This window comes from Oceanobacillus sp. FSL W8-0428 (assembly GCF_038004405.1).
GTDB classification, from domain to species: Bacteria; Bacillota; Bacilli; order Bacillales; family Amphibacillaceae; genus Oceanobacillus; species Oceanobacillus sojae.
The window spans coordinates 2,840,987-2,865,150 of record NZ_JBBORB010000001.1 but is presented as its reverse complement, the minus strand read 5'-3'; the positions used below and the strand labels follow the sequence as shown (position 1 = coordinate 2,865,150).

Below are 24,164 nucleotides of genomic sequence, written 5' to 3'. Positions count from 1 at the left end.
ATTAGATTTAGCATAACTTATTCAGGTATAACTCTCTCTTTGATAGACAACTTCACCACCAACGATGGTCATCTCTACCAGGTCATCTGATAAATGAACAGATGAATCAAGCGGGTTTTGGTTTAATACTGCAAAATCTGCAAATTTACCTTCATTAATGCTGCCTTCATTCTCGTCGGTACCATTTAATTTAGCAGCATCTACAGTCATCTTTCTGTAAGCTTCGATTCTTGTCAGCTTTTGATGCTCACCAAGTATTTCTCCCTGTCTTGTTTTGCGCTCCACGGCAATCCGGATAGAATCTAACGGCGAGATATCTGTAACAGGACAATCGGAATGGATCGTGAATGTCATCTCTGTATCTTCCGCCCATCGGACAGGGTCCAGATTTTGTACTCTTTCCGGTCCTAAAAAGTACTTTTTATGAATATCTCCAAAGTAGTAAATATGATTCGTAAAGAATGATCCGCCAATTTGATGCTTTGTCATTTCTTCAATATCCTCTTTATTTACTGTTTGCAGATGCTCGATTCTGTTCATTATATCAGTCGTTTTTGTCTGGGCTGTTGCTTTATAAGCCTCTATCACTGTCCGTGCAGCCTTGTCCCCATTTGCGTGGGTAATCAATGGATAACCAAGCCGCCGGAAATGATTAAAAAGCTCTTCCATCTCTTCTTTTTCAATTTGTAAATCATCTGATGATCCCCCATCATAGTAATTACCGCGGATAGCTGCTGTATGCAGCTGAATAGAGCCATCACTGAAAAATTTAGCGCCAGCCAAGGTGCTGTACCCGTTACTGAGCGACTCAAATTTCTCCTTCAGCTCATCTGCGTTAAGGTTTTGAAGCTTTGGTTCATGAAGAAGCAGCTGATACGTAATCGCCCACCTTGTCCGAATACTTTGCGGCGTCTCCAAAAATTTCAGCACTGCTTCATAATCATCCATCCCGGAGAAAATACCGACTCCCATTTCTGTCGTATTGGTTATTCCTCTCGCTTGATAAGCCTTAACTCCTGCTTCGATATCTGCTGCCAGCACATCTGCTTCTGCTTTTGGAAGTACTGCTTTGACTTTATCCAGCGCCGGAAATTCAAACAACACTCCGTTAACCAGACCATTTTCATCACGTTCATATCGTCCGCCCTTAGGATCTGGATCATTTAAACCGACTCCCATTATTTCCAGTGCTTTTGTATTAACTGCACCCATATGTGCTGAACTCTGCTGAATATAGATGGGAATTTCTTTTGAAATTTGGTCTAAGTCAAAACGGTTTGGATGGCGTCCTTCAGCAAGTTCAAACTCATTATAGCCGTACCCCCGCAGCCATCCATCGAAGGTGATATCTTCCTGCTGTTCTTTAAATTTCTCAATAATATCGCTGATACTCTTCACATTTTCAGGAGAGCAGTTCAGCTGCTTGCGAAAACTGCTATACATCACCAAATGGCTGTGCGTATCAATAAAACCGGGTGAAAGCCATTTACCTTTTAAATCCAGCGCACTATTATTTTCTATGGTTTTATTCTGCTCTGTTATCTTTTTTATCCGGCCCTCTGAAAGCTCGACAGTAGCCAGATATACTCTATCCTTCAATAAATCCAGTACATTCGCATTAATTATTTTATTTACAGTCATTTATTCCAGCTCCTTTGCAAGTGTTTTTTCATCTTCAAGCTTATGACGCATTGCCGTCTTCACCACTTCAGATTTATCATGAGATGTGAGTAGACTCGCTACTACCAGCAGGACAAAAGAGAATGTATAGCCTGCAAGTGCCTGATCAAAGGGCATACCCGTATACGGATAAATCAATATAAATATTAATGAACCGATCATGCTGATGAACACGCCTTTTTTGGTCACGCGCTTCCAGAACATAATTGCTAAGAATGGAAAGACAAGAATGACACCATTCACCATTAAGGCCCAACGATATGCATCATTAATATTCGTTATAAACACTGCTGCACCAGTACCTAAAATAGTTACAATCGCCACGGATATACGAGATACAAGCAGCAGCTTCGCGTTCGTAGCTTTTGGATTTATCAGCCTTTGATAGAAATCACGGGTTAAGTTGCTTGCTCCCTGCAAATTAAAAGAAGTCGCACCAGTCATCAATGCCGCAAGCAGTGCAACAAAAATAATTCCGGCTACAGGTGCGGGCAGTAGTTCATTGGTCACATAAGAAAACACCAGATCCTGATCCATATTCAAATCTACAAATTGCCTTGCAGAAACTCCGATTAAAAATGGAAAAAATGAAATTGCAGCAACAATTAAATGGCCAGTAATTCCTGCGGTCAATGCTGTTTTTTCATCCTTGGCTGCAAAAATACGCTGCCATGTCGACTGCCAGACAAGATAGAATGGTCCAACTGATAATGCATACAGTAAAGTGTCCGATAATCCATCAGGACTGATTGGACTCAAGTATTCAAAAGAAGTGTTGCTGAATAAATCTCCTAATCCCCCTACGTGAATAACAATTGTGACAGTAAGCACAATAAGGCCTAAAATAATAATAAGGGCTTGAACTGCATCTGTGATAATAGTGGCAGGCAATCCGCCTGGAATGGAAAACAGAAGAATTAATATCGTACTTACAATTAAACCTGTGTTTAAATCCCAGTTTAGCGTGATATTAAAAACGGTGGACATTCCTACCAGCTGAAGCCCTAGCGTAGGAACAGAATACACAATAGCAGAAGTAATGGATGGAACAATTCCAGTACGTCCGCCAAATCTGGCTGTAAATAAGTCTGCCAGGGTAAACAATTTTTGACGCCTTAGCGGTTTTGCAAAAAGGAAAACCAGCGTTAAGCTGAAAGCATAAGCCACGAGTGCAAATTTAAAATACCCCGAAAAACCGACAGTAAATCCAAGCCCTACCCAACCTATAAATACTGCAGCCCCTGCATTGGTGCTAATGATGGTTCCGGTAATTTTCCAAAATCCAGTGCTCCATGACCCGATCATGTAATCTTCATATGTTTTAATCTTATAGTAGTAATACCATGCAACCGCAATCATAATTCCAAAATATAGCGTGAAATATGTAATATACCAATACATTATTTTCCTCCCCTTTTTTTAAAATAATTTCATTATATACTATCACGTTTCATTTTTAAATTATTATCTATTTTTTCTGAAAATACTAGTCAAATAGAAACCCTTATCAACACTACTCAATATATAATCTAGTAATTTTAATACTCTATTTTACAATTAAAACCATTCCAGTTTTGGAGATAATAATAAATCAGAAAAACATTCTCAAAAAACTTCTTGTATTTTTTATTCAGAGTAATATAATTTATTTCGTATGTAAAAAATAATACAATATCACCCGCTTCTTAAGGAGAGAGAATAAATATGGACAATATTCATTTAAACAAGGTGGATGCAGCTGATTTAGGCGAGGTTACGCTTTTAGTCGGCGATCCGGCAAGAGTAGAATTAATCTCCAGTGATTGGGAGCAGTCTAAATTAATTTCAAAAAACCGTGAATTTATTTTAGTCAGCGGTATTTGGAAAGGAAAAAGAGTTTCCATATGCTCCACAGGTATCGGAGCCGGTTCAACAGAAATTGCGATTATCGAATTAATCCAGAGCGGTGCCAAAAAGTTTGTACGTTTAGGGGGGTGCGGCGTATGGAGTGACATGCTGTCTCCTGGAGATTTACTCCTGAATCATGCAATGGTCAGAGATCCCGGTATGCTCCATCAATATGTCAGTGATGTGTATCCTGCTGCAGCAGATCCAGCTTTATTAGCGACCATTCAATCGCAGGCAGAACGAAATGGACTAAATGTACATACAGGCATTGGAATGACAACCCAAAGTTATTATCTCGGCCAATCGCGTGAACACGGGGTTAAAAATGGCCCGCAGCCTGATCAAAGCTTTATGAATTACTGGAAGGAAAGACATATTCTTAACTGTGAAATGGAATCAGCTGTACTATTCATCTTAGCATCGCTTTACCAAATACCAGCTGCAAACTGTCTTGTTGTTCATGTTAGCCGTATGAACGACCAGTGGGTTCCTGATGAAGATTACAGAGAGCTGCATAAAGAAGCAGCAAAAATCGTTTTAGATGCTTGCATCTGATGAAGCAGACTTTACTAGAAAAGGCGTGATACAACACCATGGGAAATACAATAGAAAGCAGTAAATATAAAAAGAAAATTCTAGCATCATCCATGCTTGGACTAGGTCTGGAAAGTATGGATATCATGTTCCTCTCATTTGTTTTAAGTTCCATCATTGCAGAATTCGGTATTTCTTCGGCAGCCGGCGGATCCATTGTTTCTATTACAAATTTCGGAATGCTGGTTGGAGGTGTCGTATTCGGCGTACTTGCTGATAAATACGGAAGAATCAGGATATTTACTTATACGATTTTTCTTTTCTCTGTAGCTACTGCTTTAATGGCCTTCGCAGATAATATTTATTTTATTTATATTTTAAGATTTTTAGCCGGAGTCGGCGGTGGTGGAGAATTTGGAATAGGTATGGCATTAGTTGCGGAAGTATTTGCAAAACAGAAGCGCGGAAGAATGACTTCATGGGTGACAATCGGTGGACAGCTTGGCGCAATAGCTGCCGCTCTTTTAGCTGCTCTTATTATTCCATTGTTTGGCTGGAGAGCATTATTTATTACAGGTATCGTCCCTGTACTGCTCATCTTTTATGTCAGAAGAAATTTAGGCGAAACCGAAGAATGGAAAAAAGCACAAACAGAAATCAAAAAAGGAAAAAAGAAAGACAGCTCCTTATCCAAGCTGTTCAATACACCTAAACGGGCGTACACTACGGTTGCATTGACTATTATGTCCACTGTCCAGGTAGCCGGATATTTCGGATTAATGAACTGGCTGCCATCTATTTTACAGGAACAGCTGGGATTAAGTGTTTCCGGTTCTTCCCTTTGGATGATAAGCACCATTATCGGAATGTGTCTGGGAATGCTTTTGTTTGGCCAGATATTAGACCGTTTTGGCGCCAAAACATCCTACGGCATTTTTCTTATTGCATCTGCCGCTTCTGTCTTTTTATATGTCTTTGCGCAAAGCGCTGTTACCATATTGATTGGCGGAGTGATTGTCGGCTTTTTCGCAAATGGAATGAATGCAGGTTACGGCGCACTGATCAGCAGCTTCTACCCGACAGAAATCCGAAGCACTGCAAATAATACTATTTTTAATACTGGACGGGCAATTGGCGGTTTATCCCCTATCGCAATTGGATTCTTTTTAGATAATTACAGTATAACAGCAGCAATGGCATTCTTATCTACTTTATATATGATTTCCCTGATAATTATTTTGACGCTTCGAAATAACCCTCTGAAAGGGATGAAGCACAGGGAAAAGAATGCATAGATAAAATTTTAACAAGCAGCAAGATCCTGATTTCATTCCTTCATATTAGGAAATGAAACCAGGATCTTCTTCGTTCTGCTCTTTCCTTCTTCGAAAAATTATCATTTCCCCTATCATTTAATCTCGTTTAAACAGCAGCCAAAGGTAAAAACAGCCTGTAATAGCAAAAGCCAGCCACAAATTTATATAATCACCAAAAAGTAAAACAACTGTACCTGTTCCAACTCCCAGCATAAATACAGTGATTCCAATTAATAGAGTAAAAAAAGTATGTAAGGCTTCTTTATTTTTATGAAATACTGCTAAATAAAGATTATTCATAAGGTTCTTTGTGTTACCAGTCATAATCCCGTTATTTATACTGGTTGATTTGATTTTACGAAATACTGTCAGTTCATATCCTGCCAGTAAGCCTAATAGAAAGCCGATAACAGATGGCCCGATGTTTTGCTGTATGACGGCGAGTATAAACAGGAATACCATCTGAAGAAAAAGATAGATACGATACTTCCTCCAGCCATATGCTTTAAAGCGCTCTATAATTCCTTGAGCTATAAATGCCCCAAGAGCAAAGCCAATAAATGAGGAGATATGGACTAAGGCGTCTGGAAAATTTCCTTCAAACAGCTTGGCAGCCAAAACAACCATATTTCCTGTTTGTGCACTGGCAAACAATCCATCCTGGGTTAGAAATGTATATGCGTCAATAAATCCCATTAGAAAAGTGGAGAAAACAGTTAATATAGTTAAAATTTTATTTTGATTGATTTCATGTTGCACCCTTTATCACCCCTTTCCTAGGTTATGGAATGGATAGAATAATAGCTTTTTATATTCTTTGCAATTCATGAAAAAGCAGAACCTAGCCCCGAATAATTTATACTATATTCTTTTAAATAGGAAATATACTTAGTTTAAGACTTCTTGTTTCAGTTGTCCAACAAAGAAATAAACTGTAGTATAAAGAAAAGGTCTTCAAAGCAAGGAAGTTTATTTATCAATTAAGAAGGCAGCATAATATGGGGAAGGACATAAAATATTCATGGAGAAGCTACTGCTGTTTCATAACGAGTGTATTGCCGGTATTTTTCTCATATCGTACCTGAGTCCGTTGGGTCTTCATTGAGCTCTGAAAATTTACTGTTCATGATTATATGCCCTGGTTGGGATGAATATTATCGCTATTATTTTTCTCTTCATTACCTGGAGAAATAAAGAAGAAAAAAGACAATTGCTGTTCTCTCACTTATTCTGACGATTTTTAATTTGTTTTCTACCGCCGGCTTTATTTGGAGTATTTCATTGTTCACCAATCTGTCCTAAATTAATTTTCTTCAAAAGAAATTGCTTTTCCAAAAAAGATTTTATTCTTCTTTCCTGAAAAAGCAATTATATACTAATGTTCTTTACGGTTCACATATCGTCCATAATCCGGCACAGCAGTCTGATCAAAAGTATCCACTAATTTCGCCAGTCCTGCAGACAGTTCTTCCTCATGCACCGGTTCTCCATGGCCGGTTACTGCAATTGCAGGTTTTAAAGCTTCCAGTGTTTGAACAGATTTCTTTGCTGCTTCCCAATCTGTTGTAAAATATCTTGGTGGTCCATGTACTTCTCTATCCTGTATCATCACTTTATATAAGGAATCCTGTTTTACCGTAACAAATGCATCTCCAGCAATCAGGAAACGATCTGCATCTCTGTATAAGGAAATATGGCCTGGAGAATGGCCTGGTGTATGTATCCATCTCCAATCAGGCATCCCCGGTATACTTCCGTCAGACGGAATCTCCAATATGCTGCTTCCCAAGTTAATTGGATCGTTAGGAAATATGGCAGAAGCCTTTGCAATTAATCCTCCTTCTACGCCTGGGTCAGGTTCTGGATAGCTCTCTTTTCCTGTCAGGAAAGGAAGCTCTAATCTATGAGCATAAACAGGTATCTTCCAATACTTTACTAAATCAACAACTGCTCCCACGTGGTCAAAATGACCATGTGTTAAAATAATTGCTTTTGGAAAATTGCCTTTACCAAAACGCTCCTCAGTTACAGCTATAATTTCATCTGCTGATCCAGGCATTCCAGAATCTACCAATACAAAATCCTGTGTGTCCGGATTTCCTACAAAGCAGATATTAACAATCTGAACCGTGTAACAATATATATTTGGCAATATTTCTAATCCTGCGCCACTATTCACTGAGGTTGCCGGGATATATTTGTAATCATCTCCGTAAGAAATATCTTTGTCCATTTTCTTATCTCCTCCTATATTAGGAAACATTTATTATATAGATACTTTTCCATTCTGTTATAATTTTTATTCTTTAGGATGGAATGCTTCTAAAAATGTCCGGTTAAAAAGAAAGCTGTACGATACTGCAGATTAAAACTTTTTTGAATCCTCACATACTTTTTTCCATTATTTAACTAATAATTAGCTGATTTTGAAAATAGAATTTATAATAAAATATGTTATAGTAAAACAGAGAAAGGGGTTTTATGATGTCTAAAAGATTTCTGATAATTATTGTAACTTTACTGATTGCTATTGCAGCTATTTTATTTGCAGCCCGATCCCAGACCGCCCCCAATACTATTTCATATGCTGACCCTGCAGGCTTATTAATTGCGATAGGAATGGTCGTTGTGCTATTTCTTCCGCCATTACTTTTATCATTCTTTCATAATTCTATTGTTAGAACGATTTCTGCCGTCTACCAGATATTCATTGCGATTGCTTTTATAGGGCTCATCCCAGCAGCCATTTTTGCATCAGCTGGAATCGCTGTTACGATTGCAGCAATTGCGGGAACACTTACAAGTATTGCAAGTATTTTTGTAACTTTATTTGCAGGAAAAAGTAAAAATACATATAGTTTCTAAAAAATGGATTAGATTTTGTCTTATCCATTTTTTTCATAATGAAATGGATACAAAAGATATACGTTCCTTTGTTAAGCACAAGCTGTCATAATATATATAGAACTATTCACAACTTTTTCGTCTCATAAAAAAGGAGGAATCATGATGTGGAATCAAAATATATTAACCGAAAAAATTGGCATTCGCTATCCGATTATCCAGGCAGGTATGGCCGGAGGTATAACAACACCAGAGCTCGTTGCTGCAGTGTCTAATGCGGGCGGACTTGGTACACTTGGCGCAGGCTATTTGAAGCCGGAACAGACACGGGAAAGTATCCAAAAGATAAAACAGCTGACTGATAATCCCTTTGCAGTCAATTTATTTACGCCGGAAACACCAGAAGTAAATGATACTGAAGTAGCGCAGGCTAATGAATGGCTTCTTCCATTTCGCGAAGGATTACAGATCTCTGAAGCTCCCGAAGTAAAAGAAATACAGACTGCTACTTTCGAACAGCAAATCCAAATTATTATTGAAGAGCGGGTCCCTGTATGCAGCTTTACATTCGGGATTCCCTCCAAAGCTGTTCTTCAGCAGCTGAAAGAAAATCATATTATAGTAATGGGAACAGCAACAACTGTTACAGAAGCAAAAGCTAATGAAGAAAGTGGATTAGATATGGTTGTTATGCAGGGAAGCGAAGCTGGCGGACACCGCGGAACATTTTTAAATTCTTTTGAAGATGCAATGATTGGGACAATGGCACTTATTCCGCAAGCCGCAGATCAGGTAAATATTCCACTGATTGCTGCGGGCGGAATCTCCGATGGAAGAGGTGTACTGGCATCCTTCGTCCTTGGAGCTCAAGGAGCTCAAATGGGGACCGCGTTTCTTTCCTGCTTCGAAAGTGGCGCAAATACGCAGCATAAGCAGGCTGTCCTGAACATTGAAGAGGATCAATTGACCATAACCTCGGCCTTTAGCGGTAAGCCTGCACGGGGTATTCGGAATGATTTCATCAAAAAGATGAAAAAACATGAAAAGCATTTACCGCCGTATCCAATTCAAAACACCTTAACCAAGCAGATCCGAAGTGAAGCTGGAAAGCAAAACCGTACGGAATGGATGTCATTGTGGTGCGGTCAAAACCCGCGATCTTGCAAATCACAGTCAGTGGACGAACTAATTACTTCCATTGTTTCACAAATTGAAAATATGCAAAAGTAAAAGAAAAAATGCTTCTTAACGAAAAAAGCAGGATGCCGTTCATTTTTTGAACAGTATCCCGCTTTTTTATTTTATGCCTTTTCTGGTGTGAGATTTTCTTGTTGTAACTCTGTTTTTTCCGCTTGAGTTGTTCTGCCACGTTTAATAAAGAATGCAAGAATCAACCCGATAACGGCGAATACCGTTGAGACCATAAAGGCATCATTGATTCCTGTAACCTGTGCAAGATGCGCAGCATGCACCATGTCTTGCTGATTTGCAGGATCAAAATGATTTTCCGCAATAATACCTTCGATACTATTTTTTGCCTGATTAGTCATTACAGTAACCAGAAATGCAGTACCTATTGCACCCGCAACCGAACGGACAGTGTTCACCATTGCTGTGCCATGCGGATGAAGTCTTTGTGGAAGCTGATTCAATCCGGCTGTCATAATAGGCATCATAATCATAGACATTCCAAACATACGAATTGTATAAATAGAAATGAGGTATGCATAACTTGTTGTGTCTGTCAGCTGCGTAAATAAATAGGTTGTAATAACTGTTATTGTTAACCCTGTAATCGCAAGCGGACGTGCACCAATTCTATCAAATACTCTACCGGTAATCGGCGACATAATCCCCATGACAATCGCTCCCGGCATCAGCATCAGACCTGAATTCATTGGACTGACACCTAACACATTTTGTAAATATAACGGAATTAACAGCATTGGAGCAAACATAGCTACTGTAATTGCGATATTAATTACCGTTGTCAGTGAAAAAATACCATCCTTGAAAACCCGAAAATCAAGCATTGGGACCTCTGCTTTAAGCTCGCGTATTACAAACAGAGTTAAACTTACAAATCCGACTACTAATCCTGTAATTACCGTTGCATCTGTCCATCCATTTGTTCCAGCAGTACTAAATCCATACAAAATGCCGCCAAATCCGAGCGTTGATAGAATAATTGCTATCACATCAATTTTCGGGAAGGTCTGTTTTGTAACGTTTTTCAAGAAAATTGCTCCAAGAATAATCGTTAAAACAGCAATTGGGAAAATAATGTAGAATAATAATCTCCAAGAGTAATGCTCTACGACAAACCCTGATAATGTTGGACCGACAGCAGGTGCGAAGATAATAGCAATACCGATAACTCCCATTGCTCCTCCGCGTTTTTCAACTGGGAATAACGCTAATACAACCGTTGTTAACAACGGCATTATAATTCCCGCTCCAACTGCTTGAATTACCCGTCCAGCCATTAATATAGTAAAATCTGGTGCAATACCACAAATTAATGTACCAGCTGCAAATAGACTTATCGCCGTTAAAAACAGCTGCCTTGTTGAAAATTTCTCCATTAAAAATGCAGTAACCGGGATAAGTACACCATTAACCAGCATAAATCCGGTAGTAATCCATTGTGCTGTACTCTCTACAATATCTAAATCCTCCATTATCGAAGGCAAAGCCACATTCATCAATGTCTGATTCAAGAGCGATACAAATGCTCCCAGAATGATAACAGCCAGAATGGGCCCCTTTTTTATATTATTCATTGTTGATTCAGCCATAATTCCTTTCATCTCCTATTTCTTCTATATACTTATTTCTCTAGTAATTTTATCGTTGATTCTGATTTCAACTTTTATTTAGATTTATGTTAATCACTCAAGAAAAAAAGAATGTTAAAAATCACATTCCAATCTGCCAGTCATACCTATCTAGCTTCTAAGAGCTTTTACGTTGCCTGTAGAGTATTTAAAAATATCTCTACCCGATGGACCAGTGGTTGACACTCCTCTTCCTGAGCTAAAAACAATAGCAAGGATTTAATCAAAAACATTTTCGGTTTCTTCTCATAAATCTCTTTTTGCAATGATTGCATCGCTGAAATATACTCTTCTTTCTCCTCGTCATGCAGTGCTAACTTTTTCACTTTTTTCTCTAGTTCTTCCAAAAGCTGATTTATTTGTTCTTCTGGAGACTTCGAATCCAAATCTGCTTTATAAGCCTCGTACTCTTCCATTTTCCAAGGTGTCAAAACTGGCTCTGCGTCTGATGTATGATGAATCATCGTATCCAATCGTTCTATGACAAAACGGGCTACATCTTCAAAATCAAGCTCCTTATGATCCCGGAAAATCAGTGATATATATTCCTTCAATGTCCCCTGAAGCATTAGCGTAAGATCCCAGATATACGGCTTCACTTTACTTCCATAAGCCTCAATAAAGCAATCCTTATACCAATTCATCATGCTGATTCTGATTCTTTTCATGAGCAAAGAAATTTTCGGATTATCATGAGGCGGTAATGCCGTGAGCAGCATGCTCATATAATCTTTATTTTCACGAATACCGTCAAATTGTACCACAAGCTTTTGAATCAATTTTTCTTTCGGCGGCAGAGTTGAATCCAGACTAATATTTTCAGCCTGCCTCAGCATTTTTCTTTGATTATGGCGGATAACTTGAATCAAGAGCTCTTCCTTAGAATCAAAAAAATTATATAATGTTCCTTTGGAAATTCTGCATTCATTAGCGATTTCCTGAACCGAAGTGGCGGAATACCCTTTTTTAGAAAAAAGGTGAATTGCTGCTTGCATAATTTCTTCTTTTTTATCCATCTTTTGTCCCCTCTTTAAAACCCATCCTCTTCAGGTTCACACTTTCTGATTTTCGAGAAGCAGCTGAATGAGTTTACCAGTAATGCTTTTCCCTTCCATATGACCACTAAGTCAAACGAGAACTATTAAGTCACTGACATATTATAATTGACTACTCGGTTCTTTGTCAACCACTCAGTTCTTTAAATTAATAAATTCTTAATCGTATACACTAAAATAATTATATTAAGGCAGGTAAACATATAATATAAAGGATGGTTTAGTTTCATTACATTTTCACAGAGTACTTGATTAGGTGATGATTTCAATAAAAATGGGAGGAATACCGCTTGCTAGTATTCCTCCCATAAAATGTTAAAATGTCCACAGCTGACTGCTATCACGCAGCAGCTTCATAAAAATCTCCAATGTGTTCGTTTTGAACGGTGATTTCGTAATGATAGAAAACTCTCGTATAAAAGGAAGTCCTTTAATAGGAATAATCTTCAAATCGCCATATTTTACTTCCTTTTGAACAGCCCACTTTGAAAGCAAGGTAATACCTAGCCCAGCCGCAACGGATTCTTTAATAGATTGGGTGCTGCTAAAATGCATCAATCGAAAAGGTGCTATATCAAACTTTTGAAAGAATTTTTCTGTTGCTTCTCTCGTACCTGAACCGCGTTCGCGTACAACCCATGTTTCTTTTACTAAATCACTTAGCTCTATTTCTTCTTTATCCAGCAGCTTGTTTTCGGAAGAAGCAACGATGACCATTTCATCTTCCGCAAATTCCTCAGAAATAATTTCTTTCCTGTTAAAATGTCCTTCTACTATCCCTATATCCAACTGATGCGTGGCAACTAGATCTGCAATTTTAGCTGTATTTCCAATCGTTACAGCTGGTTCAATATTCGGATATCTTCCCAGCATGTCCGCAATTATTCTTGGAAGAACATATTCTCCAAAAGTGTAGCTTGCTCCAATTGTCAGCGGTCCATTAGCTCTGTTCACCAAGTCATCTACTAAGTTTTGCATCGTTGTATATAAGCCTGATATTTCCTTTGCATAATGATAAACAATCTCTCCTGCTTTATTTAAACGGACGTATTTATTACTGCGTTCCAATAAGCGCATACCTACACTATCCTCCAGTGCACGAATATACTGGCTGACTGCCGGCTGAGTCATATAATGCTCCTCTGCAGCTTTAGAAAAACTCTGCTTTTCTGCAACTGAGATAAATATTCGCAAATGATTGTCCATTCGTTCACCTTCTTTTATCTGTTTTTTCTATTATAACAATTTACTTATCTTATTTATTATAATAAATTATTTTTCTTATACATTAATGTTAGCTATGCTATGAAAAGGAGGTGCTTTTATGACTGCACAAGCATCACAACGAAAAAAACGATTCAAATTAAATTCTTCAGGAAAATGGGTTGGCGGCATTGGATTTACTTTTTTTATTGCCATGCTTGGATTCCTGTTAGCAAAAGTTCCCGGCTTTGACCAGGTTGGGCAGCTCGCCTGTGCTATTATCATTGCTGTTATTTACAGACAATTTTTCGGTTACCCGGAAGCATTGCGCTCTGGGATTACTTTTTCTTCAAAAAAACTGCTGCGCTTAGCTATCATTTTGTATGGATTGAAGCTAAATATTAATACCGTATTTCATGATGGGCTGGGACTTCTTGCACGTGATGCTTTTGTTATCCTATTTGCAATAGGCGTGATGATCTGGCTTGGTAAAATATTCAAAGCAGATAAAAATATTACTCTGTTACTTGGAGTTGGTACAGGGGTCTGCGGAGCTGCTGCAATTGCAGCTGTTGCCCCAATTATAAAAACAAAGGATGAAGATACCGCAATCAGTGTCGGGATTATCGCAATGATGGGAACTGTTTTTGCAATCGGGTATTCTTTAATACAGCCATTAGTGCCTTTGACACCATCGGATTACGGAATTTGGTCGGGAATAAGCCTGCATGAGCTTGCCCATGTAGCTATCGCTGCTGAACCTGCCGGAGAAGATGCATTAGCTGTTGCACTGCTCGCAAAATTAGGACGCGTATTTTTACTTGTGCCACTCTGTTTTATTCTAATTTATATTATGAGAAGCAAAAATAAAGGAGATCAGACACAAAGCAGAGTTGATTTTCCATGGTTCCTGATTGGTTTTATTCTGATGAGCCTTATTGGAAGTTATGTGGTTGGAAATATAATTCCTGTCTCCGATAGTGTAATGGAAGGTATTTCTGTCGCAACAACTTGGATACTGACAGCAGCTATGGTCGGATTGGGCTTGAATGTCAGCCTAAAAGACTTGCGGTCTAAGGCTTTGAAACCGCTGCTGGCAATTACTATTACATCTATTCTCCTTTCTGTTGCTGCTTATTTTATTATTTAAATGCTTTATAAAAACGGCTCTATGAAACATTCTTTCTTAATCCATAGATTGTGGTTATCTATGTTATTATAAATGGACAAATCAAAACCATTGGAGGTAATTGACATGTCCACGGAAGTTATACTAATTGCTGTTATTATTTTGGGAGGTATCTACCTGTTATCATTACGAATCAGAAATAAACACGTTGATGGACAGGAAAAAGAGCTGAAAACTCCAGAAGAAATTCTCCCTGAAGTTCAGCAAAGACTTGAATCGGGTGAGGATAAAATTAAATTGATTAAATTTGTACGTGTAGAAACCGGACTTGGGTTAAAGGAAGCGAAGGATCTGGTTGAGGGGAACTTTAAAATGAATACAGCTGATTCGGACACTGAACTTCAGCAAAAAGTAAAAGAAATGCTTCAATCTGGATCCGGGCCAATTAAAGCAACAAAATATGTCCGTGAGCAGACTGGATGGGGATTAAAGGAAGCAAAGGATTTTGTTGATAATGCTAACAGATAGTTAATAATCTGGAAAATAGTAAGCAGGACAGCCTTTTCGAAAAGACTGTCCTGCTTATTTTTATTATCTTAATTCTTTTTTACGAAATTTAGCAAGTACCTCATAAACAATCGGTACAATTACAAGCGTCAATAGTGTAGAGCTTGTTAAACCGCCAATTACCGTAACACCAAGTCCTTTAGAGATCAGACCGCCGCCTTCAGCTCCAATTGCCAGCGGGATAAGTGCCCCGACTGTCGCAAGAGCTGTCATCAGAATTGGACGAAGTCTTGTAGAACCAGCTTCCAGCAGTGCTTCTCTGGTAGAAAGCCCCTCCTTCTCCTGATGAATAACTCGGTCAATTAATACTACGGCATTGGTTACCACAATACCAATCAGCATCAATGCACCAATCATCGCGGAAACACTTAACGGTTCTTTTGCAATCCATAAGGCAACTAAGCTTCCTATTACTGTGAATGGCAGTGAGAACAAAATTGCAAATGGCGCTAATGCACCGCCAAAGGTAACGACAAGTACGAAGTAGACAATTGCAATTGCTGCAAGCATTGCAAGCCCCAGCTGTGTAAAGGAATCATTGATTTCCTGGGTTACTCCGCCAAATTCTACTTTCACACCGCTTGGCAGATTCAATTCACTAATCTGTTCATCTACCTCATTTGATACCGCTCCAGCATCATTTGTCTTTATATCTGCTGTTAGAGATGCATACATTTTTCCGTCTCTTCGGTCAATTGTATCTGGTGATTTTCCATCTTTTACTTCCACCACTTCTCCTACAGTAACCGTAGTTCCTAATGGCGTCTGGATCTCAATATCTGTTAAATCATCTATTGAATTATATTCTTTTTCTTCTGTTTCAACATAGACATTAACATCATCGCCATCATGTTTTACCGTAGTAAGAACTGGCGCTTCTCCCGCATTGCTCAAACTCATACCAATTTGAGCTGCTGTCAGTCCATATTGACTTAATTTTTCCTGATCAGCCACAAGTGTATACTGGTCATATGCTTCTGACATACTGGATTCGGCTTTCTCCAAATCACTGTTGTCTTCCAAAATTGGTAAAACTTGATCCGTAGCGGTTTGGATATCCTCCAAATTATCACCATATACATACAGTTCTAAGCCGCTGCCCATGCTGGCAAAATCCATGCTCTTCCATTCGCCATTTTCCGTATCTTCATTCAGCGCATCAATTACCTTGGCAGGCTCCTCACTGAAATTCTCAAAATCATCATCATACTCGATAAAGAATAGCGCAGAATTGTCTCCGCCCATTCCCATCATACTAGTCATCGGATTACCGCCGCCAAGAGAATACTGATAAGTAGTAACACCCTCACGGTCGCTCAAGAAGCTTTCCGCATTACTTGCAGCTTCTTCTGCTTCTTCTTGTGTTTCTCCTGGTTCAGGGCTATACGTAGCCATAATCATTTTTTGTTCTTCATCCGGCAGGAAGCTTACGCCAATAACCGGAAGCAGGAATAAACTAAGTGCAAGTACGACAACAGCACCACCAAAAGTAACCAGCTTATGGTCCAATACCCAATTTAATATACGCTTATAAAAAAGTGCTAATTTATTCGGCTTCTCAGCATGAACACTTTTTTCTTCAAACGTTTTGCTGTTTAATTTCTTCTTATATAAAGAATGAGCAAGCATTGGAACAACTGTCACTGCTACTAATAAGGAAGCAGCAAGCGCAAAAACAACTGCCAGTGCAAACGGCAGGAACAGTTCTCCAACCTGACCGCTTACCAGACCTAATGGTAAAAATACTGCTATGGTTACAACAGTAGATGAAAAAATTGGAACAAACATCTGTCTGGTTGCTTCACGTATTAAATCTTTTCCATGTAATTTCTCACCCGGCAGAGACATTCTCCGGTATATATTTTCCATAACAACAATGGAATCATCAATTACCCGCCCAATAGCTACCGTTAAGGCACCTAACGTTAAAATGTTCAGAGTAATATCCATTTGCTGTAATAGGAATAAAGCCATCAATAAGGATAACGGAATGGAAATAATAGAAATCAATGTCGTTTTTATACTTCTCAAAAATAGCAGGATAATAACGACTGCAAAAATAATCCCAAATAAAGCCTTATTCAACATTGTGTTGACAGATTCTTCAATAGGTTCTCCCTGGTCAAAGGTCGATGTTACTGTAAGCCCTAAATCATCTTCAAAATTTTCTGCTTCAGCTTTAACACCGTTTACCACATCTACCGTATTCGCATCCGCACTTTTCACAATTTGAATACCAATGGAGTCTTCCCCATTTGTCCGGGAAATGGATTCCGCTTCACCAACAAGTTCAATATCCGCAAGGTCATCAAGCTGTACTGTCGGCATTTCTATCGGAATCTGCTGCTCTGCTTCAGATTGACCAGGCATGTCGCCATCTGCCTCCGCACCTTGAGAAGGGTCCATCATAGCTTGATCCTGTTCACCCTGCTCCGGCATCCCTTCAGGAGGAGCAATGTCCTGCCCGCCGCCTGCTGTATCACCAGATGGTACCGCAGGGATTTCCATCTCTTTCAAATCATCGACCGATGTAATATCTCCATCAATTACCACATTTTTTACTTCTTTATCAAAAGTGGTTAATCCAAGTGGGAAAGTAACATCAGAGCCTTGGATAATTTGTTCAACTGTGTCCTGATCTAATCCGTATTCATTTAATGCATCTTCATCAAAAGTAATATTAACCTGTTTCATCTGCTGCCCGGTAACCTGGACATCTGAAACTCCATCAATACCCTCTAAAGCCGGCACAACGTCCTGCTCCACACTGTTTGTTAATTCTTCTAAGCTGTGCTCATTATCACTAATGCTTAGAGCCATGACCGGCAATGCATTGATACTTAATCTGGAAACTTCTGGATCTTCTGCTCCTTCAGGCAAAGAAAGATCAGACAATGCTTCATTCACTTCATCTATCGCCTTATCCATATCCTTGTCAAAGTCGAATTCTAATTGAACAGAAGACATATTTGCCATAGAAGAGGAAGTAACGTTTTCTATTCCTTCTAAATTCTGTACCCGCTGTTCAATCGGCTCTGTTACTTCATTAACAATCTCATCTGGAGCAGCCCCCGGATAAGTCGTCATAACAGAAACATTCGGAAGTGTAATATCAGGCATTGTTTCTTGTTTCATGTTTAAGCCTGCGTATAAGCCCGTAACAACTACCATAATGGTAAGAATCCATATGGCAAACTTATTATTAAGCGAAAAATTAATAATCTTCTTCAAATAGTACACCTTCTTGTATAGTATGTTTAAAAACTAATTGTCTAAATATATCTTATTGTATCCTGCTCCATCTTTACTGGCATAAACGATTTATAAATGCCATGCAGGATTATGTTCTTTCACTTCTCTTTATTCACTCCCTCTATATAATCCCTTTTTAAGTAAATTTATTTCAAACAGGTATTTATTCAAAGCATCTTCAAATGTGCTCTGTCTGGCAAACTGCTTCATTAAATTTTGAAATGTTACTGCCATCATAATTTCCATCACATGAACAACTTCCTCATCATTAGAAATGTTCAGCTTTTCCTTATCGATACCTGCTATAACCTCTAAAAAAGGTTTGCTGATTCCAGTTTCCCTAAAATCACTAAATATTTTATTTTCCATTTTATAATCCATATTTAAAAATACATTTCTAAAAAAATCACGATTTTTTTGTACCTGGAATTCTTTTAGCATTCTTTGGAAGGTTTCCGTAAATGTTTCAAACAGATCCCCGTTATTTTTCTTCAGAATAGAGATAAACTCCTCACTATTCAACTTCATCTGTTTTTCTAATAAATAATAAAAAGCATCCTCTTTACCATCAAAATACTGATAAAAGCTTCCTCTCGGTATATCTGCATTTTTAATAATATTTGAAACAGATGCTTTATTTAAAGGCTTATTCGAAAATTCCTTTTTAGCAGCAGCAAGTAAGTTATCCTGTTTTTCTTTTGGTAAATTGAAAAATGTTTGTCTAGGCACAATCCCCCTCCTATCTAAATATGACACTTTGTCGCATCTGAACTTGATTAATCTTATATGATAAAGATTTTATTGTCAATTTTAAAAGCGACACATTGTCACTTTTATGTAAAGTTATAATACTGAAAGCATAAATCCAGTCCATTTACAGCGCTGTAAAAATGACAGACTAACAAAATTATTTTGATTTCTGCTCTCTTATCCTATTTATTCGATCAATCATTTTAATTGGCTCATCGGATCTAAAAACAACAGTTTTAACCTGTTTCTTCCTTCCGTAAGTACCTTTCATTAAAACCGGCTCTTTTAAAATAATTTCATATTGCGGGGAATCCATATTTAACAATGAATAATAGGTATCTTTCGGTATCTTATCTTCAATTCCCCCTTGTTTTGCATTTTTTATACTTTCTATATTTCTAATCTCCAACTCAACACTGCTTTGATAGCCAAGACGTATAATTAGACTGTCTTGATTGATAACATGGGGTAAAAATCTTGCAGAGTTATAAAGGCCAACCATATACAATAAAACGTAAATATTTAATACTGTAAAAATCCATGCAGCAATGTTACTCCACCATTGAATAACAAAATGGAACAACACTCCTTCTGAAACAATGATAATTGAAAACACGATTACTATTGTTTTAATCTGCGATGTTTTATGATAGGTAAAAACTTCACTTCTTTTTATATTTATCTTTTTGAACCATACCAATACTGCATAATAAAAAATACTGATTTCCGTAATGACTGCTTCTAAGAAAAATCCCTTTCCTAATTTTGGTTCAAGCAGCTTTCTTGCTGTTTCAAGAAATGTATAACTTCCATTTGAATTAATTTCCTTATAACGAATAATGCCTTTAACTATACTGTGCACAATAAAAATAGCGACACTAATCTGCACAATAGGCAGAAGCCATACTATAATTTCGTTAAAAAAATATTTTTGAGAAGATGGGATAATAAAATAAGAAAGCCCTAAACATAAAATAAATGATAAATATAATAGTATTTTTGGCATGGATCCGGGTAGTATAAAAAAGAAATAAATACTCAATGGGCATAAAATGATTAGAGCTAACGTTAATAATATTACGGTTAAACTATTAATATTACTTAAACGCAAAATGATAAAGCTGCTTATCATTATAGTAGAAAGAATCATAAGTAAAATGGATATTTGCAGGCGATTAACCCTCATATTCATTTTCTCCTTTGCTGCCATGATTTGTTCTATTGTTTTCTTTACTTAATATTCTTGAGGCTTCAGCAGTGTAATCTTGGAACCCTTTTGATATATACGAAAAATGATATAATGAACTTTCTTCTATTTTCAGCTTTTCCAGTTCTTCTTGATACTTTGGTTCCAAAATTTTGTTTAAAATTTTTTCCATTTGTTTCATTAAATTTTGAACTTCTATATTATGTGGGGGAACTCCATTCTCATAAAGGCCTTGTAATTTATTTATAGCGATCAACAGATCATTTTCCGTGTTCATTCTTTCTTCTTTGGTCATATGCTGCATAAATACTTGATCAACAACTGATTTAGAAACTTTGGTAGATAGCCAGTTTTTCTGTCTTTTTTCAAATTGAAGGGAATGAATGATAGCCAGCAGCAGATCACTTTCAATCTTTTTATCTTGAATTAATTGTTCTACTCTCGAAAAAGTATCAATAATATGATCTATTTCGTCTCTTTTCTTCTTAAGTAACTCTTTCTGTTTATATAATGTATCGTGTACACTAGCTGTTGAATTTTTAGAAAGATATTCAATGACCTCTTTTAAAGAATATCCTAAATATTTTAGTGTTAAGATTTTCTGCATTTTAAATATGTCTTCATGACTATAGAGTCGATATCCATTTTCTGTATAGCTGGTTGGAGTGAGCACTCCTTTGCGATCATAATAATGAAGAGTTCGTTCCGTGACACCTGTCAATTCGGCGAATTTTTTTACTGTATACATTTTTTTATTCAAATCTGTTCTCTCCTTCCTTCATTATTACATTCTAAAGTATGACGTTAGGTCATAGTCAATTTTTATATGTAACAATATTTATAATCATTGGTGCAGTATCTTTTTATTTGAATTTATTACATTAAAATAATTGTATAAGAAGAAAAAATTGTTATAAGTTTTTTAAAGTCTACTTTTTAAAAAACTAGCTATTGAGAGAGGTTGTGTAATTATGAATCCAATAAAAAAAGTATACGGATATATAACAAGGGTAAAGAACGATAAAATACAAGTTCTTGTTTTCCAGCATTCTAACCCTGAAGCTGGGATACAAATACCTAAAGGAACTGTGGAGGCAAAAGAGGAGATAGATTATGCCATCATCAGGGAAGTAAAAGAAGAAACAGGATTGCAAAAGTTTAAAGTAGAAGGATTGATTACAGAAGATTTTTGGAAAAATGATGATGGGTCTATTCATCACAGGTTCTTTTATAATATAACTGTACTGGATGCCCCTGATGAATGGGAATATCAGCCAACCGGGGGCGGTGAAGAATCAGGGCTGACCTTCCACTACTTTTGGATTTTTTCTCAAAATGAAACAGAACTTGTCCGTGGGCACGGAGATTACTTAGATTATATTTTTCAATAGGCTTTGCTCAAAAATAAACATGGCTGCAGCTTCTAAGAAGCTGCAGCCATGTTTATAGACTTTCTTTATTTTGCCTATTATTCTTCTTTTCCGCATAATAGGTCCACGTATAATAAACGATCCAAAACAGGACGAGGGATGAAAAGGCATAAGGGAATCCATCATTATTCGGAATAAAGATAATCAGCGAAATGCCAATTAATAACGTCGGCGGCATAAGTATCCAATAACGTTTATTTTTAAAAACTTTCATCATAACCATCCCCTTCTTCAAATAAGCAGAAATCCTGTCAAGATAATGTTATTGTATTTTATCATCAATGTCTATTAGGCCTAATCCCTCTTATACTCTTCTATTGTGTAAAAAGCCGCTCATTCAATACATATGAATGAAGCGGCTTCCTTTTCCTGTAATCCTATTCTTTATCAGCGACCTTCACAAGCTGTTTTCCAATATTCTCACCAGAAAACAATCCTAAGAAAGCATCTGGAATGGCATGAAACCCTTTGTGAATCGTTTCTTCAAATTTCAATTCTCCATTGGAAACTGCTTCTTCCAATGCTTGGTATGCTTCATCATAGTGTTCAGCAAAATCTCCAATCAGTAATCCCTGCATTTTCACACGCGATTTAATAAGAAATTGTTGAACACGCAAACCAATATCTTTCTCTCCCTCTTCTAAGTTGTATGCAGAAATTGCGCCACATACAGGTACACGGGCGAATACATTTAACAAAGGCCAAACAGCATCTGAAATTTCTCCGCCAACATTTTCATAATAGACATCAATTCCATCCGGACATGTTTCTTTCAGCTGCTCGCTGACATTTCCTTTTTTATATTCCACTGCAGCATCGTATCCCAGAGTTTCTGTAATATACTTGGCCTTTTCCTTTGACCCGACAATCCCGACAACTCGTGAACCAACTTTCTTAGCCAATTGCCCTGCTACTTGCCCGACTGCTCCTGCTGCTCCAGAGATAACCACCGTTTCTCCTTTTTTAGGTTCACCAATATGCATCATTCCAAAATATGCAGTCAGTGCAGGCATTCCCAGCACGCTAAGTGCATTGCTTGGGCTTAAATCGTTTGTTCTGACCTTGCGAACCTTATCCGCCTTAACAACGTTGTATTCCTGAAAATCAAGATTTCCTGTCACTAAATCACCTGAAGTAAACTGGTCGCTGTTTGACTTCATTACTTGACTAACATTCCCTCCCACTAAAGGAGCTCCGACCTCAAATGGCGCTGCATATGAAGGTGCATCAGACATTCTTCCCCGCATGTAAGGATCGACGGAAACATATAATGTTTTCAGTAATATTTCCCCTTCTTCAGGTTCATTGACTTCAACCTTTTTAAATTGAAATGTATCCTTATCTGGCAATCCATTCGGCCGCTCTTGTAATATCAATTGTTCTTGTTCCATTTCTATATTCCTCCTTAACCTGCTATCTATTATGCAGTAATCAATATTTGCTATACTTCACTTTTCCTTTCTATTTAAAACTATAAACATGTAAAATTCCCTCTATCTAAAATTTTTTCAGCTCTATCCATGCAAAAATATCGATTATTAGGTACAATGAAAGTTCTAAATCAACAATGATGGAAAAACATTTACAGAAAGAAGGTTATTAGATTGGGAAAACAAAAAGTATCTCCTGTACCTTTTTTTATAGTAGGGATACTATTTTTAATTTTATTTGGAGCTATTTCCTGGGGAGTGTATTTTGACAGCAGTTGGATCAGATCTTTTGATCTGGCATGGATTGACCGGATCCAAGGTTCTATCTCTGAAGGGAAAACATCCTTTATTATAAAAGTAACAGAGCTCGGAAGTATGAAGCTGGTTATTGCTTTTACAATTATTATTGCTATTGTATTATTCTTTAAGCGCAGGTTTGCTGAAGGATTATGGTTTGGGGGAACAATCCTTTTTTGTGCAGCTATCGGAGGAAAAATTCTAAAGAAAATATTTGATCGTGACCGCCCCGCATTTTTACAGCTTATCGAGAAAACCAATGAAAGCTTCCCGAGCGGACATGCCACAGCAACTACTATTTTCTATGGGTTCATTGGATTAGTACTTATACTTACTGCTGTTCAAATTTGGAAAAAAGTAATTGTCGCCTTCATCGCGCTTTTGTGGATTGGCTTTATATTGTATACAAGAATTTATTTAGGAGTTCACTTCCCAACCGATGTACTTGCCGGATTTTTATATGGAACAGCTGTTGTATTCATTTCAATAGGTGTCTATTTACTTGTCCAGCAGCCACTTCGTCATCTGCTTGAAAAACTAAATCTAGTTGATAAAAGTAAGACTTTTGAAAGAGCAGAGAATTACTAGAAGAAGTCAGCGCACAGCGAAATCAGCAGGTTAAAAAGCAAATAATTATAAGAAATACCAACATATAAAGAAAAATCCGAACTTATCTGTATTCTAACAAAAGAATATCAAATGATAGTTCGGATTTTTTACTGGCCGAGATACTCATATCTCAGCCT

At 37.5% G+C, this 24,164-nt stretch carries 21 protein-coding genes and 1 pseudogene; 9 read left to right on the top strand and 13 right to left on the bottom strand.

The genetic code is table 11. The features are described 5' to 3' along the window. Nucleotides 1-21: 21 nt before the first annotated feature. Nucleotides 22-1,641: an amidohydrolase gene (locus tag MKY30_RS13590; RefSeq protein ID WP_339285284.1), complete on the bottom strand. Its 1,620-nt coding sequence runs from the start codon at nucleotides 1,639-1,641 to the stop codon at nucleotides 22-24. Beyond that, nucleotides 1,642-3,081, bottom strand: a complete 1,440-nt coding sequence (locus MKY30_RS13585; RefSeq protein ID WP_339285282.1) for a sodium:solute symporter family protein — start codon at nucleotides 3,079-3,081, stop codon at nucleotides 1,642-1,644. It abuts the gene before it with no gap. Nucleotides 3,082-3,384: 303 nt separating this feature from the next. On the opposite strand from MKY30_RS13585, the gene MKY30_RS13580 reads away from it, so the two are divergent. Continuing rightward, a complete protein-coding gene (locus MKY30_RS13580; protein ID WP_339285280.1) occupies nucleotides 3,385-4,122 on the top strand; it encodes a nucleoside phosphorylase in 738 nt (245 codons plus the stop codon). 38 nt (nucleotides 4,123-4,160) lie between these two features. After that, on the top strand, nucleotides 4,161-5,396 hold the full coding sequence (locus tag MKY30_RS13575; protein ID WP_147209883.1) for an MFS transporter: 1,236 nt from the start codon (nucleotides 4,161-4,163) through the stop codon (nucleotides 5,394-5,396). Between the two features lie 117 nt (nucleotides 5,397-5,513). Here MKY30_RS13575 and MKY30_RS13570 read toward each other — a convergent pair whose 3' ends face one another. Continuing rightward, nucleotides 5,514-6,176 carry a YoaK family protein gene (locus MKY30_RS13570; RefSeq protein WP_147209884.1) on the bottom strand — a complete coding sequence of 221 codons (663 nt, stop codon included), beginning with the start codon at nucleotides 6,174-6,176 and terminating at the stop codon, nucleotides 5,514-5,516. 616 nt (nucleotides 6,177-6,792) lie between these two features. Further along, nucleotides 6,793-7,650, bottom strand: coding sequence for an MBL fold metallo-hydrolase (locus MKY30_RS13565; RefSeq protein WP_339285277.1), 858 nt, complete (start codon nucleotides 7,648-7,650; stop codon nucleotides 6,793-6,795). A 251-nt stretch (nucleotides 7,651-7,901) separates the two neighbouring features. Here MKY30_RS13565 and MKY30_RS13560 point away from each other — a divergent pair, with 251 nt between their 5' ends. Both MKY30_RS13560 and MKY30_RS13555 read left to right on the top strand, forming a co-directional pair. After that, nucleotides 7,902-8,282 (top strand): hypothetical protein, encoded by a 381-nt coding sequence (locus tag MKY30_RS13560; protein WP_147209886.1) that lies wholly within the window; start codon nucleotides 7,902-7,904, stop codon nucleotides 8,280-8,282. A gap of 144 nt (nucleotides 8,283-8,426) precedes the next feature. Beyond that, nucleotides 8,427-9,491: an NAD(P)H-dependent flavin oxidoreductase gene (locus MKY30_RS13555; RefSeq protein WP_339285274.1), complete on the top strand. Its 1,065-nt coding sequence runs from the start codon at nucleotides 8,427-8,429 to the stop codon at nucleotides 9,489-9,491. A gap of 71 nt (nucleotides 9,492-9,562) precedes the next feature. Here the strand turns inward: MKY30_RS13555 and MKY30_RS13550 are convergent, their stop codons facing one another. The 3 genes from MKY30_RS13550 to MKY30_RS13540 all read right to left on the bottom strand — a co-directional run bounded on the left by MKY30_RS13550 (nucleotide 9,563) and on the right by MKY30_RS13540 (nucleotide 13,359). Then, nucleotides 9,563-11,059, bottom strand: a complete 1,497-nt coding sequence (locus MKY30_RS13550) for a DHA2 family efflux MFS transporter permease subunit (RefSeq protein ID WP_147209887.1) — start codon at nucleotides 11,057-11,059, stop codon at nucleotides 9,563-9,565. Between the two features lie 167 nt (nucleotides 11,060-11,226). Continuing rightward, nucleotides 11,227-12,114 carry a TetR family transcriptional regulator gene (locus MKY30_RS13545; protein ID WP_156987383.1) on the bottom strand — a complete coding sequence of 296 codons (888 nt, stop codon included), beginning with the start codon at nucleotides 12,112-12,114 and terminating at the stop codon, nucleotides 11,227-11,229. Between the two features lie 354 nt (nucleotides 12,115-12,468). Continuing rightward, a complete protein-coding gene (locus MKY30_RS13540; protein WP_339285272.1) occupies nucleotides 12,469-13,359 on the bottom strand; it encodes a LysR family transcriptional regulator in 891 nt (296 codons plus the stop codon). A 118-nt stretch (nucleotides 13,360-13,477) separates the two neighbouring features. On the opposite strand from MKY30_RS13540, the gene MKY30_RS13535 reads away from it, so the two are divergent. The 3 genes and pseudogenes from MKY30_RS13535 to MKY30_RS24150 all read left to right on the top strand — a co-directional run bounded on the left by MKY30_RS13535 (nucleotide 13,478) and on the right by MKY30_RS24150 (nucleotide 15,013). Beyond that, nucleotides 13,478-14,506 carry a YeiH family protein gene (locus MKY30_RS13535; protein ID WP_339285270.1) on the top strand — a complete coding sequence of 343 codons (1,029 nt, stop codon included), beginning with the start codon at nucleotides 13,478-13,480 and terminating at the stop codon, nucleotides 14,504-14,506. Between the two features lie 252 nt (nucleotides 14,507-14,758). Continuing rightward, nucleotides 14,759-14,852, top strand: a pseudogene (locus tag MKY30_RS24155) (ribosomal protein L7/L12); the annotation flags it as partial. 5 nt (nucleotides 14,853-14,857) lie between these two features. Further along, nucleotides 14,858-15,013 (top strand): ribosomal protein L7/L12, encoded by a 156-nt coding sequence (locus MKY30_RS24150; protein WP_443093864.1) that lies wholly within the window; start codon nucleotides 14,858-14,860, stop codon nucleotides 15,011-15,013. 63 nt (nucleotides 15,014-15,076) lie between these two features. Here the strand turns inward: MKY30_RS24150 and MKY30_RS13525 are convergent, their stop codons facing one another. The 4 genes from MKY30_RS13525 to MKY30_RS13510 form a co-directional block, all read right to left on the bottom strand. After that, nucleotides 15,077-18,283 carry an efflux RND transporter permease subunit gene (locus tag MKY30_RS13525; protein ID WP_341084278.1) on the bottom strand — a complete coding sequence of 1,069 codons (3,207 nt, stop codon included), beginning with the start codon at nucleotides 18,281-18,283 and terminating at the stop codon, nucleotides 15,077-15,079. A gap of 129 nt (nucleotides 18,284-18,412) precedes the next feature. Further along, complete coding sequence (locus MKY30_RS13520) at nucleotides 18,413-19,033, bottom strand: TetR family transcriptional regulator (protein WP_156987391.1); 621 nt, start codon at nucleotides 19,031-19,033, stop codon at nucleotides 18,413-18,415. A gap of 178 nt (nucleotides 19,034-19,211) precedes the next feature. Next, nucleotides 19,212-20,264 (bottom strand): hypothetical protein, encoded by a 1,053-nt coding sequence (locus MKY30_RS13515; protein ID WP_341084276.1) that lies wholly within the window; start codon nucleotides 20,262-20,264, stop codon nucleotides 19,212-19,214. Then, a complete protein-coding gene (locus tag MKY30_RS13510) occupies nucleotides 20,230-21,021 on the bottom strand; it encodes a MerR family transcriptional regulator (protein WP_339285263.1) in 792 nt (263 codons plus the stop codon). The genes MKY30_RS13515 and MKY30_RS13510 overlap by 35 nt, the downstream gene beginning before the upstream one ends. A 211-nt stretch (nucleotides 21,022-21,232) precedes the next feature. Between MKY30_RS13510 and MKY30_RS13505 the strand changes: the two genes are divergently transcribed. Continuing rightward, nucleotides 21,233-21,652, top strand: coding sequence for an NUDIX hydrolase (locus MKY30_RS13505; protein WP_341084275.1), 420 nt, complete (start codon nucleotides 21,233-21,235; stop codon nucleotides 21,650-21,652). 52 nt (nucleotides 21,653-21,704) lie between these two features. Here MKY30_RS13505 and MKY30_RS13500 read toward each other — a convergent pair whose 3' ends face one another. Both MKY30_RS13500 and MKY30_RS13495 read right to left on the bottom strand, forming a co-directional pair. Then, complete coding sequence (locus tag MKY30_RS13500; RefSeq protein WP_339285261.1) at nucleotides 21,705-21,908, bottom strand: hypothetical protein; 204 nt, start codon at nucleotides 21,906-21,908, stop codon at nucleotides 21,705-21,707. A gap of 160 nt (nucleotides 21,909-22,068) precedes the next feature. Further along, a complete protein-coding gene (locus tag MKY30_RS13495) occupies nucleotides 22,069-23,082 on the bottom strand; it encodes a zinc-binding dehydrogenase (protein ID WP_156987400.1) in 1,014 nt (337 codons plus the stop codon). A 213-nt stretch (nucleotides 23,083-23,295) separates the two neighbouring features. On the opposite strand from MKY30_RS13495, the gene MKY30_RS13490 reads away from it, so the two are divergent. After that, nucleotides 23,296-24,006 carry a phosphatase PAP2 family protein gene (locus MKY30_RS13490; RefSeq protein WP_147209899.1) on the top strand — a complete coding sequence of 237 codons (711 nt, stop codon included), beginning with the start codon at nucleotides 23,296-23,298 and terminating at the stop codon, nucleotides 24,004-24,006. The last annotated feature ends 158 nt before the right edge of the window (nucleotides 24,007-24,164 follow it).

Bases quoted from the DNA above. Each gene is read 5' to 3' on its own strand.
- MKY30_RS13585 (WP_339285282.1), bottom strand. From the start codon at position 3,081: ATGTATTGGTATATTACATATTTCACGCTATATTTTGGAATTATGATT.
- MKY30_RS13580 (WP_339285280.1), top strand. From the start codon at position 3,385: ATGGACAATATTCATTTAAACAAGGTGGATGCAGCTGATTTAGGCGAG.
- MKY30_RS24150 (WP_443093864.1), top strand. From the start codon at position 14,858: ATGAATACAGCTGATTCGGACACTGAACTTCAGCAAAAAGTAAAAGAA.
- MKY30_RS13505 (WP_341084275.1), top strand. From the start codon at position 21,233: ATGAATCCAATAAAAAAAGTATACGGATATATAACAAGGGTAAAGAAC.
- MKY30_RS13515 (WP_341084276.1), bottom strand. From the start codon at position 20,264: ATGGCAGCAAAGGAGAAAATGAATATGAGGGTTAATCGCCTGCAAATA.
- MKY30_RS13545 (WP_156987383.1), bottom strand. From the start codon at position 12,114: ATGGATAAAAAAGAAGAAATTATGCAAGCAGCAATTCACCTTTTTTCT.
- MKY30_RS13575 (WP_147209883.1), top strand. From the start codon at position 4,161: ATGGGAAATACAATAGAAAGCAGTAAATATAAAAAGAAAATTCTAGCA.
- MKY30_RS13540 (WP_339285272.1), bottom strand. From the start codon at position 13,359: ATGGACAATCATTTGCGAATATTTATCTCAGTTGCAGAAAAGCAGAGT.
- MKY30_RS13590 (WP_339285284.1), bottom strand. From the start codon at position 1,641: ATGACTGTAAATAAAATAATTAATGCGAATGTACTGGATTTATTGAAG.
- MKY30_RS13550 (WP_147209887.1), bottom strand. From the start codon at position 11,059: ATGGCTGAATCAACAATGAATAATATAAAAAAGGGGCCCATTCTGGCT.
- MKY30_RS13535 (WP_339285270.1), top strand. From the start codon at position 13,478: ATGACTGCACAAGCATCACAACGAAAAAAACGATTCAAATTAAATTCT.
- MKY30_RS13495 (WP_156987400.1), bottom strand. From the start codon at position 23,082: ATGGAACAAGAACAATTGATATTACAAGAGCGGCCGAATGGATTGCCA.
- MKY30_RS13565 (WP_339285277.1), bottom strand. From the start codon at position 7,650: ATGGACAAAGATATTTCTTACGGAGATGATTACAAATATATCCCGGCA.
- MKY30_RS13560 (WP_147209886.1), top strand. From the start codon at position 7,902: ATGTCTAAAAGATTTCTGATAATTATTGTAACTTTACTGATTGCTATT.
- MKY30_RS13500 (WP_339285261.1), bottom strand. From the start codon at position 21,908: ATGATGAAAGTTTTTAAAAATAAACGTTATTGGATACTTATGCCGCCG.
- MKY30_RS13555 (WP_339285274.1), top strand. From the start codon at position 8,427: ATGTGGAATCAAAATATATTAACCGAAAAAATTGGCATTCGCTATCCG.